Source organism: Ferrimonas pelagia (assembly GCF_039543565.1).
Classification (GTDB): domain Bacteria; phylum Pseudomonadota; class Gammaproteobacteria; order Enterobacterales; family Shewanellaceae; genus Ferrimonas; species Ferrimonas pelagia.
Genome location: NZ_BAABJZ010000012.1, coordinates 1 through 13281 on the forward strand (window position 1 = coordinate 1; position 13281 = coordinate 13281).

Below are 13281 nucleotides of genomic sequence, written 5' to 3' on the forward strand. Positions count from 1 at the left end.
GCTTGTTTGTTTTCATGCCATCAGATTGACGGTATTGCGAGATCGTTCAAGCCTAAATTGAGCAAAATTTGTCGATCATCAATCGATCGCTGATCTCGCTGTCAACAGCGCGCGGGTGAACGGTTACTTATGCCGGACGGTGTAAGTTCATCATGAAATACGAGCAAGGTTTATGGATCTTCCTCAAATACCTTGGCACTCCCTTGACGAACAATGAGGCTGAACGATGCCTGCGCGGCAGCGTTATCATGCGAAAAATCTGCTTTGGCACGACATCCGATCAAGGTGAGAAATTTCGGTCACGATTGCTGTCATTAGTGGAAACCCGCAAGAAGCGGGGCCTCTTGCCGATGAAGACCGTTAGCCAAATCATCTCTGCTGTGATGTCACAGCAGCCGTACCCTGATGTCTTCGGATTGGCTTCTGCATAGCGCGTCAACTCCACTCTGGTGAACGGTTACGCCAGCGCGACTAGGAATTGGGGTGCCCCACAGAAAGCAGCACGCCGCAGGTGTCCACCTAAGCCGTGCGCCAACACATCAACAAACCCACCATCGACTGTGTCACTTTTCTTATGTTCCCGTGAAGCTTTAATGAATTGCGCGCCAGCCCCCTTTTCATTAAATCGACATCCTATAGTATTGTTTTTGTAATAAAAACGAGACATTAGCGCGCTAAGGAGCTGCCCATGAATGCCATCAAACCTGTTGTATCCCTTGTTACCCTGCTGGTGCTGGGCGGCTGTGCCAGTGCGGTGAAACCTGAGGCGGGGTTTACCTTCGATAAGGCGAACTATCAGGCGGAAGTGGCGGTGATAATGGATGCCAGTGCGTCGACGCAGACCCTGCAGCGTTATGCCCGGCAGCAGGCTCGGGTGGCGGGCAATTACATGAATTGCGACGGCATGTATGTGGATGCCGCGTTTGACACTCAGGGCCTGCCGCAACGGTTGGATGACGGTCGGCAGCGCTTGACCATGCAGGTGCGCTGCGGCCAGTAGCGGTCTGCTCTTTTTGAGCAGAAACAGAAAAGCCCTCCGCCGGTTGGTATCAACGGGGAGGGCTTTGCCGGTTTTAGGGTTCACGTCCGTGTGATCCTCCTAAAACGCTGAACCCGAAACGTCCCTATCTCATTTCGCTGTGTCGATGATCAGCGCAGATCATCCCATTTCTTGTACGGTCCCATTTGCTCACCGTCACGGGTAATGCCGTGGGCTTCCGCACCGTCGGACAGGATCTTATTGTCCGCATCCTGCTTGGTTAGGGTAAAGCTGTCGTACACCTCACCCACCGGGTTCTGCGAGCTGAAGCTCATGGTGTCGCCATCGATGTCGATGATGGTGAAGATGGGCGATTGGTTGCCGTAACGAGACAAGGTATAGCGGCCATCGGTTTGATCGCTGTAACGGTCCCAGCCCTCTTTTTTGGTGTTACCGGCTTTGGTTGAGCTGGCGGTCACCACGAATACGGTATCGACTTTGTGGTCTTCACCGACGTTGTAGCGGCGGTTGTCGTAGTCGCTGGAACGGGCGCGCTGGTAGGTGTGGCGGTGGCCAGTGATCACCAGATCCACGTCGTTAGCTTCCAGGGTTTCCAGCAATTGCACGCGGCGCTCGGCGGCGGCCCAGTGCTCATTGCCGCCGATAAAGGAGAACAGCGGGTGGTGCATGGTGACGACCCGCCATTTGGCGTCGGAGGCTTTGAGCTGCTTGTCGAGCCAGGCCATCTGGCCTTCAAAGTCGACGCCGTTGGAGTCGATGGCGAAGATATGCAGCTGCTCGTTGTAGCGTACGTCGTAGGCGGTGCCCGCCAGATCGTCGTGCAGATCGTTGTTGGTTGGCAGGCGGAACTGAGCATTCCACCACGGGGTAACGATCTTCTCGGCAGCAAACAGCTTGCCGGTTTCCTGGCGCGCTTCGCCGCGACGGCTGGAGAAGTTGATGTAGTCGTGGTTGCCCGGCACCATCAGGTTCGGCACCATGCGGTAGCTGCGGCCACCGGCCTCAAACCATTCGGCCCACTCCATGTCGTACTCGGCGGTGTTCACCAGATCGCCGCCGTGCATGTAGAACTGGGCATGCGGCGCAGCCTTGTAGGCGGCGGCGACGGTGCGGGAGATGTGGGAGCGAATGCTGGTCTGGGCGTCACCGAAGAAGACGAACTGGATCGGGCCTTCCGCCGGGGCGGTCTTGAGCTGGTACCAGGCGCTCCAGTGGCCGCGAGCGCCGCGTACCCGGTAGGCGTACAGCGTATCTGGCTTGAGATCGTCAAAAGTCACCTGATGATGGATCACTGGCTCCAACCCTTGGTTTTCGACGAAATGAATGGTGCCGTCGTTGGGGGATTCCATCTGATCTAGGAGCAGCAGTTGGCTGTCAGCCTTCTTGGCTTGCGCGCCAAGATCAAAGCGCACGTCTGGGCTGGCTTCGACGATCTCGGCAATGGCTACGCCTACGGTCTGGGCGGTACGCCAGCTGACGGAGAAGCTGGTGGTGGGCTCCTCGGTCACGGTAGCGACGATGCGATCCGGCCATTTCGTTGGCGCTTGCCACGGCGGCTGAGCGGCGTGGTTAGGGTGGGCGGCCAGCTGGCCCACTAACAACAGAGAAGCGGCCAGAGACGCGGCCAGCTTGGACAGGTTTTGCAGGGTCGTTTTCATTCTTTTCTCTTTATACTCTTTGACTTACTGCAGGTCGTAAGCGTTGGAATAGGGGGCGGTGTTGTCGAACAGGCGCAGATCGCCAAAGCTCGCTTCGCCATTGATCAGGGTCTTGCGGCCGTCCTCACCTTTCTCTAGGGAGAAGGCGTCGTAGACGGTGCCGATGGCCGTGTAGGCCTTGTATTCGATGCGCTCGCCATCGATGGCGATGTGCTGGAACATGGGGGTGTTGTCGGCATAGCGTTCCAGTCGCGGCCCCTGTTGGCCGTCGCCGTTGTCGCCGTGGTAGAACACCGTTGGGGTCTCATCCGGGAACACGCTGTTTTTGGCGCCGGCGGCGGAGATGGCATAAACGGTCTTTACCGACTGGGGCTCGCCGGTCAGGGTGCGGGCCATGTGGTCTTCATCCCAATGGGCGGAGCCGCGGAGGTAGGTGTGGATATGGCCGGTCAGCACCAAGTCCACTTCGTGCTTGTCGATCACCGCACCGAGTGCTGCTTTGCGACGCAGATCCGTCTTATTGCGGGCCAGGTGGTCCGGCACAAAATAGGGGTGATGCATGGTCACCAGCTTCCAGGTGGCGTTGCTTTCGGCCAAGGCCTGATCCAACCAAGCAGCAGTGTCCTCGAAGTGTTTGCGGGCGGAGTCCACCACAAACACGTGCAGGCGATCGCCGTAGTTCAACTGATAGTTGGACTCGTGCAGTGTTTCGGGTAGCGCTTGCTCCACCGGCAGGGTGAACTGGGGACGCCACATGGGGGTGGGGACGCGCTGACGTTTCCCTTCAGGTGAGACTACCGTGATGTTCTCGTGGTTGCCGCGCACCGGCACGGAGGGAATAACAGAGTGAATAAAACTGCCGGCGGCGAACCATTCGGCCCACTCCTGATCGGAATCGCTCTTGTCTACTAGATCTCCCGCGTGGAGGAAGAAATCCGCATTCGGCACTGTCTGGTAGGCCATGCGGATCACTCGGCTCCAGTGGGAACGAATGCCGTTTTGCGCATCGCCGAAGTAGACGAATTCCAATGGGCCTTCGGCGGCTGGGGTGCGGGTTTGGAACCACTCACTCCAATGACCGCGATCGCCACGCACCCGGTAGGCGTATAGGGTATCGGGCTTGAGCGCGTCAAAGGTGATGCTGTGGTAGTGCACCTTGCCTAAACCGTGGTTGAACAGGCCTTCGTGGGGGCCGTTCTCTGTCGGCATCACTTCCAGATCCAGCCGCTGGGTATCGGCTTCGAAGCTCTGGGCGAACTGGTCGAAGCGGGTATCCTCGCTGGCTTCCACCAGCTCGGCCACGGTTCGGCCCACGCTGGCGTCGGTGCGCCAGGTCAGGCTGAAGCTGCGGCTGGGATCGGCCCCCGGGTTGAGGACGATGCGATCCGGCCAAGGGCTGGCTTGCTGCCACAGCGCAACCTGGCTCTGGCCGTGCCCAGGATGGGCTGCGGCAGGGGCGAGTGCCATCAGGCTGAGCGGTAGCAAAAGTGACACAAGGGTGAAGCATTTCATTATCATAAACTCCAGATGCAAGACACCGCCGGCCCAGGGTGAACTGGAACCGGCGGTGCACTTGGCTAGGCGCGTTTAAAACTGGAAGGAGGCGGAGACGGAGTAGATCCGACCTTCGTTATCCAACTGGGCAAACTGGGTGGCGTTGTTGTAGTAGTGCGATTCCTTTTCGCCGGTGATGTTCATCACGTCGAAGGTCAGGCGCAGGCCATTGTCCAGGTAGTAACGCAGGGCGAAGTCCAGGCGACCGCCACCGGCACCGTATTTCTGCTCGTCCGCATCCAGCAGGTAGTCATCCCGGTAGTTGTAGGAGAATCGGGTACTGAACTTGTCCTGCTCGTAGTACACAGTGGCGTTGGCGGTGTTCTTGGAAGAGCCCGGGAACGGACGCGCATTGCCATCCAGATCCTCGTACTGGGAATCGGTGTAGGTGTAGTTCATGTTGACACCGAAGCCGTCCCAGCCTTGTGGCAGGAAGGTAAATGGAGTCTGGAAGTTTACTTCCGCGCCCTTGATGGTGGCGCTGCCGCCGTTGCGGTAGGTCTTGAGTTCATAGCTGCGGCCATCGTCAGGCATCATGCCCAAAATGTCGCTTGGGAGGTCGAGATCGGTCAACAGTACGTCACGCTTCTCCGACAGGGTGAAGTTTTCAACGTCTTTATAAAATAAGCCAACCCCGAACACAGAGCTGCCATCTTCGCCAAAGTAGTACTCCATTCCGAGGTCATACTGCCAAGCTAAAAAAGGATCGAGATCTGGATTGCCCATTTCGATCTCATTGTCTTCGTACTTACCATCAGAGTTTGGATCGTCGTACTCAAATACCATCACTGGGGATAGTTCGTCCACATTGGGACGGGTAAGGGCGCGGCTGAAAGAGGCGCGGTAGATCAGCTGGTCATGGCCAAGCTCCTGAACCAAGGCGATGTTGGCAGAGGGCAGGAAGTGGCCGTCACTGCGTTCGACGTTGGACTGGAATAGGTTCTCATCGAGCACCTCCCCTTGCACTCGCACGGCACCGTTGCCTGTGGTGGTGGTGTGGGTGTAGCGGCCGCCGAAGTTACCCCGAGTCGTCAGGCCAAACAGCTCACCGTAGAGATCGGCCATGATGTAGAAGGCATCGGTATCCTCTTCGATGTCATAGCGGTGGCGGTCGGTGACGTCCTCAAAGTGGTAGTCATCGCTCCAGCCAGTATGACCGATCACCATGCCATTGCGGGAAACGCCTAAGCTATTGAGGTAGGCCGCTGGACTGACATCGCGCCAGTCACTGACGTTGCCCGGAGCACCGGCGAAGGTCAGGGTATCCCAAGGGCTGGCAAAATCGTCGCTATAGCCTGGGACGTTGGCAAAACGCTCTGCTTTGGAGCGATTAAAGGTGGTGATCTCCTTATGGTAACCAAATGAGATGGATTCAATGGCGCCGAGATCGACAAAGCGTTTGAAGTCCATCTTACCGAATAGGGAATCGGTCTCGATCACTCGGTGTTCCCAGGACAACTCATCAACGTCTAACTGGTCTGGGCTTAGGCCATCGACAGAGTTCCAGAAGCTGGGGTTGTTGGTATCGCGGATGTCATAGCCGCCTTGGGCTTGGTCGAAGCGGCTTTCGATTGCGGCTTCAAAGCGATCCTCTTTGGATTGGGAGAAGCCGATTTGGCCGTCGATGACCCAGTCGCCGACGTACCAATCACCACCAATGGAAGCGCCGAAGGAGTCCACAACGGTATCACGCTCAAACACTTTGAGATCGGTGCGCACGGCTTCGTAGTCGGCTTTGACGATGGTGCCGTTGCTAATCAGGATGGAATCGCGATCCAAGATGCTGGCTTTGTTGTCAAAACGCATGTCAACTCGTTGGATCAGGTCATCACGTGTGTCACGCGCATAGAAAAGATCGGTCCAGACGTTGGCGTTTTCGGTTGGTTTGGCCTGTAGGATTAAGTTGAGGTTGGTCTTTTCACCCTCACCGCTGCGTACCTCGTCGCGACCACGGGTCATGACCATGGCACCGGATCCGTCGTCTTCGTCAAACTCATTGTTTGCGGCAAACTTGTCGATGGAGTTATCCACGCGTTTATGACTGGCAGAGAACAGCACACCGAACTTCTCGTCGAAGTTCTCTTGATAGAAGAAGGTGCCGGATGGCTCGAGGTCATCTTTTACCTCGTTGCTCATCACTTGGACTGAGGCACCGACTTTGCGGCCTTCATGCTCAAGCGGCTTCGCCGTGTTAAGGCGAACGATCCCACCAATCCCCCCTTCGGCATCTTTTGCGGTGGGAGACTTGATAACCTCTAATTCTTGGAACATCTCAGAAGAGAGCGCGGATAGGGAGGCACCTCGGCCGGGATCCGAGCTGTCGGAGGTGATCATTGAGCCACGACCGTTGACTTCCACCTTGGTGAAGTTCGGTGCGAGTCCTCGGATGGAGACCTGTTGGCCCTCGCCATTGGAGCGCTCGATGGAGACACCGGAAATGCGCTGCAAGGATTCAGTGATGTTGTTCTCTGGCAGCAACCCGATATCTTCGGCGGTCACCACGTCTTTGAATTGGTTGGCTTCCTGCTTTTCGCGCAGAGAGTTGGCCAGGCTGTCGCGGTAACCTTTGACGGCAATGCGTTCGATGTCCGCCGTGATCTCACCGGAGGTTGTTTGAGCAAGGGCTACTGGTGCAGCAAAGCTGCTGGCAACGGCAACGGCTAGCAGTAGGGGCTTACTGAAAGGGTTGTTCATCTGTCACTCCATAAGGATTGGTGCGGATCTTTATTGCCCGCTTACTACAACGGTGTTGGCACTCTCCCTAGTGATGGGATCTGCCGTGTATCACTGCCGTATGGATCGGTCATTGCTTTAGTTGGCGGCATTGTTGGCGAAGTAAATGACAGTTTTGGTGCAGAACTGTGTCAGGAAGGTATGCATGAACAGGGAGGAGACATTGATCACTTATAGTATTCCCCTCTCAGGCAGACCTTTATTTTTCAATGACATAATTGTGTCTGTTTAGCGTCGGTGAGATGACAAAGGGGGGGGGGGGGAACTCCCCCGGTGAGCTTGGGGGAGCTTAGTCGCCAGTGGTACGTGACAAGTTCGGCTGAGCTAAAGCGAAATGATGCGGTCGCAGATCCTTTCCAGAGCCGTTCGCTCATGGCTGATGAACAGCAGAGCAGCGTCATGCTCCCGGGCATACTTTACCAGTAGCTGGGTGATCTGTGCTGCGGTGATCGGATCCAATCGAGAGGTAGGCTCATCCGCGACTAAGAAACGCGGTTTCATGAGCAGGGCGCGCAACAACGCAAAGCGCTGCAATTCGCCGCCGGAGATCGCTCGAGCAGGTCGCTGTAACAGCGCTGGCGCGAGATTGAGTTGGTTCATCAGAGCTGGGATTTGGTTGGCATCTAACTTGTGCAACCTGATCAGATCCTGCAGCAGGGCGCCCATGCTGACATGCTGGGCAAATGCCGCGGGGGGATCTTGATAGAGCTTGAGCGCCTGTCCTCGTGGCAATGGGTTGGCTATTTTACCGGAGTCGGGCGATAGCAGACCGAGCAGGATGTCGGCCAAGGTACTTTTACCGCTGCCACTGTCGCCGCTGAGTCCGACGATCTCACCTTGATGCAGTTGGATATCCAGTTGATTGAATAGAAGCCTTCCTCCCCGTCGGTGAGACAGGGCGTTTGCACTCAGTACTGGGGTCGTTTGGCGGTGCTTGGTGGCTTGTGGCCACTGACTCGGATGCGCGGCGATGAGCGCCTTAGCGTAGTCAGAGCGCGGCTGATTTAAGATCTGTTCGGCGTCGCCTCGCTCGAGGATCTGGCCCTGACGCATCACAATGATTTCACCGCCGATCTGCCGAGCCAGTTCAATATCATGGGTAATGGTCAGCAGGGCGTGGCATTGCGCATGTTGGACCAGCAACGCCCCGATCTGATCCCGGCGGGCTTCATCCAGCCCCTTGCTGGGTTCATCGGCGATCAGCAACGGGGCTCCGGCATAGGTGGCGGCGGCATATGCGGCGCGTTGGGCCATGCCGCCAGACAGCCAAGCCGGGATCTTATTCCCGTCTTCACCCAGCCCCAACCGATCTAATTGCCGTTGAGCGTTGCCTTGGCTGTGCGTGCTGGGTTCCTGCAGCACGCATTCGCCGACCTCGCTGATCTGGCCATCGATGGCACGAATTGGGTTGAGTGCCAACCAAGGCTCTTGTGGCAGTACCGCCAATGCCTTGCCCCACATGGCCTCTAACTCGCTTTGGCTGAGCGCATCTTGAGAGCGGCCAAACAGAGTAACGTGGCCTTCTTGGCGTAAGCCGCTTGGTAGGATCCCGGCGATGGCATGGGCCAACAAGCTTTTGCCAGATCCGGTTTCGCCGAGGATGGTCACCGGCTGGCCCAGCCGGATCTGCAGCGAGAGTCTATCGACCAGACATTGCTCGTCGGCATAGATGGAGAGCTGGGTGACTTCAACGGCCAATGTCATGGCGAACTCCAGAGGCGATGAGGTTAAAGCTGAGGATCAGCACAAATACGGTAAGCAGTGGCTGGGCCAGCACCCAGGGTGCATCGCTGTAGTAGGGAAGCAGCTCAACCATCATTAAACCGAGCTCTGCTTCTGGCGGTTTCAGGCCAACATAGACGAAACCGATTGAGGCCAATGCCAAGATGGCGCTGGCGGCACCAAAGCAGGCCAGGCTCAGTAGGTCGGGGAGCAATTTGGGCAGCAGGTGGCGGCGTAGGATATAGCCTTTGCCGAAGCCATAAAGCATGGATGCCTCGACTTCTGGAGCATGTCGCAAGGAGAGTGTCGCGCTGCGCACCAAGCGAAAGTACTCAACCCAGAGAACGGCAGAGATAGCCAAGTAAAGCATGACGAAGGAGCCGGGGATCAGTGCGGCAAACAGGAGCACCAACACCAGACCGGGCAAGGCCATCAGAACATTGATTATGAATGATAGGCAACGATCGACCCAGCCTTGATACCAGGCGGCGGCTAAGCCGGCGCCAGTCCCCAGCAGTGCCGCGGTGGCAACGCAGAGTAGACTCATCAGCAGGGAATTTTGAATCGCGGCGCTGAGACGGGCCAGATTACAACGACCGAACTGGTCGGTGCCTAGTGGGTGATCCGGGCTTGGGTGGAGAAACACCTGTTGCAATTGTTGCAGTGCGGGATCTCGGCCAAAATACAATAGATCAATGGCCACCAGCGACAGTAAGGCCGCGAGTAGGACCAAGCCTAACAGGGGTAACAGGCGTGGCATCATTGGGCACCTCGTTTTTTTGGTTGAGGCTGTTGGCGTGGATCCAACCAATAACCGAGCAGATCAACGACGGTGTTGATCAACACAAATAGCAGTCCCATAAGGAGTGCGCTGGCCTGGATCATTGGCACATCTCGGCCAAAGATGGCGTGGGCCAACGCATGACCAATGCCCGGCCAGGAGAACAGCGACTCGATCATCACAATGCCTTCAATCAAGGCGATGGCTTGCACCCCGACAAAGGCGATCACCGGGAGGGCGATGTTGGGTGCGGCATGACGGGCAAATGCCTGCTCGGCATTGAGTCCCTTGAGCCGGGCAAACTGCATATAAGGGGAGCCCATGACGCTGGCGGTGTTATTGCGGATGATGCGGTTCGATAGTGCCGCCATGGTGAGGGCCAGACTGATGGCAGGCAGAATAAGGTATTGGCTGCCGCCAAAGCCGGCAACGGGAAACCAGCCCAACTGCAGGGCGAAGATCAGCACCAGCACCAAGCCAATGACAAACACGGGTTGGGCTCGCAGTAACGTCGAGATCATCAAGCAGAGTTGATCGGCAGGGCCTTTGGCACGCTTGCCGCAGTAGACGCCAATCGGCACCGCAATGAGCAGAGAAAACACGGTGGCAAACAACGCAAGTTGCAGTGAATGGCCGAGCTGATGTTGGATCTCTTGCAGCACGGGGGCGCCGCTGATCAGCGAGTTGCCTAGATCAAAACGCAGCAGATCCCAAAGCCAACTCAGATACTGCAGCCAGGCTGGATCAGCCAACCCGAGCTCAACATGCACCGCATCGGCAGCCAGTTTGTTGACTTGATCGTAGCCGTATCGACCGGCGGCAATGCGGTAGGCAAAGTCGCCCGGCAGTAGGTGCATTAGCACGAAGGTAAGGGTGCCGACCGACCAGGCCACTAACATGGCCTGTAGCAAACGCCGCTTGAGTAAGGCGATCATCGGTTGCCGTCCGGTGTCAGCTGCATTTGATTGATGCGATAGTTGAGTTCAAAGGGATCAAATTGGAAGCCTTGAACCCGCTCGTTGACGGACACCTGCTGGGTGTAGAAGGTGATCGGGATCAGCGGTAACTGCTTGGCAAGCAGGGATGATACTTGGCCGGCCAGAGCATTGTACGGCTCGCTTTGTTGGACGGCACTCATCTCAGCGAGCAGCTCATTCAGCGTTTCTGAGCCCCAGTACATATGGCCCCAGTCGCTGCCGTGGAAGCTGGCGGTGTCCTCCAGCAGTAAAGCCAGTGGATCGGCCACCATACCGTAGTTTCGAGCAATAAGGGCCATCTCCAGTGAGCCGTCGTGGTGACCGGCAGGTACGGCACTGGCGTTGTCGACCGAGATGAATACGGCGATGCCGATCTCTCGAAGTTGGGCCTGGATGGCGGTAGCGACCACGGTTAACTCCGGCCGATCGGCGTAGGTGATCAGGCGAACACCAAAACGATCCCAGCCGCGCTCCAAGACCCCCATGGGGCCCAATTCCCAACCTTGTCTTGCCAACAGTTCACGGGCGCGATCCAGATCCCGGGTCAATGGGGGCAACTCGGTGTGGTGCCATCCGACCAATGAAGGAGGGAAGAGTTGGTTGGCTTCTGACCCAGGGACGCGGATCACCTGTTCGGCGATGCCGGTTCGATCCAGAGCCAGGCTAATGGCTTGGCGCACGTCTGGGTGATCCAGATAGGGATGGGCATTGTTGAGTTTGAGCATGAGAGTACGGGGGAGCGACTCCGACTGGACGCTAAGGTGCGGGCTTTGGTCCAGTAGGTTCAGACTGGCAGGATCCAGGGTGTAGATCAGATCCGCATCGCCAGTCTGCGCTTGCAGCGCCCGGCTCTCTGCGCGGTGTCCGGTAAGATAGTGTGCATATTCGATCTCACCAATATGGCCCCAGTAATTGTTGAACCGTCGGGTTTCCAGTTTGTGCGGCGGTGCCAGTAGTTGTGTTTGATAGGGGCCGGTAGCGATAAGGTTTTTAACCTGACCTTGCTCATCGAATGAGGCGGGCGCCAGGATGGCGGTGGAGTAATGAGCAAGGATCGCCGCTAAAGGGCGATAGGGGCGGCTGAGATTGAATACCAGTGAGTTGCCATCAATGGACAAGGTGTTTAGCGGCACATGAGCTAGCGGACCTGGCTTACCTAAGGCGACATTGAGGCTGTGAAGAGCATCTTCAATACTGAGCAAACTGTTATCGTGAAAACGCACTTGGGGGCGAAGCATAAAGCGCCAGCTCAGGCCGTCATCACTTACCTGCCATTGCTCTGCCAGCATCGGCAGGAGCGTACCGTCGCTCCCAACAGAAACTAGGGTTTCTGCGACTTGCATGCGGGTATATATGTAACCGTCTTTAGCCAGATCTTGGCTGGTGAACTCAAAAGGGCCACCAATTGATAGGGTGACTTCGGCTTTTTGGGGTTGGTAGGTGCTGAGCAGCCAAAAAATCATGGCGGCCAACAAGGCTAAGAGGATAGCTCGCATGCAGGGATCCTAAACGCAAAGAAGCAGATCCGACTGGCTCTGCACTATTTGACGGCGGATTATGCGAACTGTTTATGACACTCTGGTGACGCTATGCACAAGTGCATCGACTGTTTGGGGCTTTAGACTATCGAGTAAGGCCTTGTGATTCGACAGCGTCAGCCCTTGTTGCTTGGCCAAGGTCAGGACACATCCAGTGATGCAGGCCAACTCGGTCTCACGTTCGGCGTCGATATCTTGTAAGGTCGAACATCGGTTGCTGGCTGTCGCTTTCGCTACGGCCAGCACCCGTCGATGGATCTGGTTAGCGCTGTCCGTGTGTGTGAGGTGCTGGCCCAGTAGAGCGAGCTCTTCACAGAGTTGCCCGATCTCACCTTGGTAGATGGGAGAGAGTAAGGTGCCGTTAGTGATCCTATCTCGTGCGGCGAGGGGATTGATCACCGCATTAACGGTGAGCTTTTGCCATAGGGCGGTATTGATATCCTGATGAAGGGTAAACCCTAAGCGATGTAATGCCTTGGGCAGTGATGACCCAGGCCATGGACAAGTGGGCGCGGGCCCAGCCACACGTAGACCGCTTCCGGTGTGGTGGATCTCACAGGCGCCGATACGCTGGGCGCCGTCACTGAGTGTGCCCCACCACCAATTATGCTTTGGATAGCGCGCCAGTAAGCGCTGCTGCGGACCCTGGCCGTTATGTAGCAGGACAATGGGGATGGCGGGATCGAGCCAACTCAGCAGTGGGCTCAGGGCCGCTTCACAATCCTGGGCTTTGGTCAGTACCAGCAGCGCCTGCAAGGGCAAGGGCTGATCGCTGGGATGATGCTGTAGTGAGCGGCAAAGCGGCTGGCCGTTGCGGTTTATTAATGTATGCTGCCGCGGTTGCTGGCCGGTGTTGGGTCGTTTAAGTAGACAGGTTGGCACGTGTTGATGGGCCAGCTGCATTGCCAGCAATTGACCCATGGCCCCCGCGCCGAGGACCCCTACCGCTGCTGCCATTTTCGGAAGATCCAAAGCAGCAGGTAGAAACTGACGGCCCCAGCCATATCGGCGATGACATCGGCGACGTTGCCGTGGCGATAGGGAAGCTGGGTCTGGATCAGCTCGATTAAGATGCCGTAGCCCAGTAATCCGATGAGCTGCAGGCCAATGTGGGAGTTGGTTGCCCACTGCAGCAGGGCGGCGAGGCCGAAGAAGGCACCAAAGTGACCGACCTTGTCAAAGTGAGGAAAGGGTTGGCCATATCCGGGTTGGGAAAACACCAGATAAGAGACGACGAGTAACCCAAGTACCAGCAAACTCCGGCCAATGCGGCGCTGGGTAACATTGGGGGTCATAATAAAATCAAGCATGTGAGCAT

At 56.9% G+C, this 13281-nt stretch carries 10 protein-coding genes and 1 pseudogene; 2 read left to right on the forward strand and 9 right to left on the reverse strand.

What is annotated here, in order from left to right; translation table 11 throughout:
- Window positions 1-128: 128 nt before the first annotated feature.
- Together ABEA08_RS04725 and ABEA08_RS04730 are read left to right on the forward strand one after the other, a co-directional pair.
- Window positions 129-431 (forward strand): annotated as a pseudogene (locus ABEA08_RS04725) (IS66 family transposase); the annotation flags it as partial.
- A 257-nt stretch (window positions 432-688) separates the two neighbouring features.
- Complete coding sequence (locus ABEA08_RS04730) at window positions 689-1000, forward strand: hypothetical protein (protein ID WP_345333804.1); 312 nt, start codon at window positions 689-691, stop codon at window positions 998-1000.
- Window positions 1001-1149: 149 nt separating this feature from the next.
- Here the strand turns inward: ABEA08_RS04730 and ABEA08_RS04735 are convergent, their stop codons facing one another.
- The 9 genes from ABEA08_RS04735 to ABEA08_RS04775 form a co-directional block, all read right to left on the reverse strand.
- Window positions 1150-2658 carry a purple acid phosphatase family protein gene (locus tag ABEA08_RS04735; protein ID WP_345333806.1) on the reverse strand — a complete coding sequence of 503 codons (1509 nt, stop codon included), beginning with the start codon at window positions 2656-2658 and terminating at the stop codon, window positions 1150-1152.
- A gap of 24 nt (window positions 2659-2682) precedes the next feature.
- Window positions 2683-4170, reverse strand: a complete 1488-nt coding sequence (locus ABEA08_RS04740; protein ID WP_345333808.1) for a purple acid phosphatase family protein — start codon at window positions 4168-4170, stop codon at window positions 2683-2685.
- Between the two features lie 75 nt (window positions 4171-4245).
- The gene (locus tag ABEA08_RS04745; protein ID WP_345333810.1) at window positions 4246-6906 is read right to left on the reverse strand and encodes a TonB-dependent receptor; all 2661 of its coding nucleotides are present in this window, start codon (window positions 6904-6906) and stop codon (window positions 4246-4248) included.
- 363 nt (window positions 6907-7269) lie between these two features.
- Window positions 7270-8649, reverse strand: a complete 1380-nt coding sequence (locus tag ABEA08_RS04750; RefSeq protein ID WP_345333812.1) for an ABC transporter ATP-binding protein — start codon at window positions 8647-8649, stop codon at window positions 7270-7272.
- The gene (locus tag ABEA08_RS04755) at window positions 8633-9430 is read right to left on the reverse strand and encodes an ABC transporter permease (RefSeq protein ID WP_345333814.1); all 798 of its coding nucleotides are present in this window, start codon (window positions 9428-9430) and stop codon (window positions 8633-8635) included. The genes ABEA08_RS04750 and ABEA08_RS04755 overlap by 17 nt, the downstream gene beginning before the upstream one ends.
- On the reverse strand, window positions 9427-10383 hold the full coding sequence (locus tag ABEA08_RS04760) for an ABC transporter permease (RefSeq protein WP_345333817.1): 957 nt from the start codon (window positions 10381-10383) through the stop codon (window positions 9427-9429). The genes ABEA08_RS04755 and ABEA08_RS04760 overlap by 4 nt, the downstream gene beginning before the upstream one ends.
- The gene (locus ABEA08_RS04765; protein WP_345333819.1) at window positions 10380-11921 is read right to left on the reverse strand and encodes an ABC transporter substrate-binding protein; all 1542 of its coding nucleotides are present in this window, start codon (window positions 11919-11921) and stop codon (window positions 10380-10382) included. Before ABEA08_RS04765 ends, ABEA08_RS04760 begins: the two co-directional genes overlap by 4 nt.
- Window positions 11922-11993: 72 nt before the next feature.
- Window positions 11994-12920: a ketopantoate reductase family protein gene (locus tag ABEA08_RS04770; RefSeq protein WP_345333821.1), complete on the reverse strand. Its 927-nt coding sequence runs from the start codon at window positions 12918-12920 to the stop codon at window positions 11994-11996.
- Entirely contained in the window at window positions 12905-13258 is a 354-nt protein-coding gene (locus ABEA08_RS04775) for a VanZ family protein (protein ID WP_345333823.1), read from the reverse strand. The genes ABEA08_RS04770 and ABEA08_RS04775 overlap by 16 nt, the downstream gene beginning before the upstream one ends.
- Window positions 13259-13281: the final 23 nt, after the last annotated feature.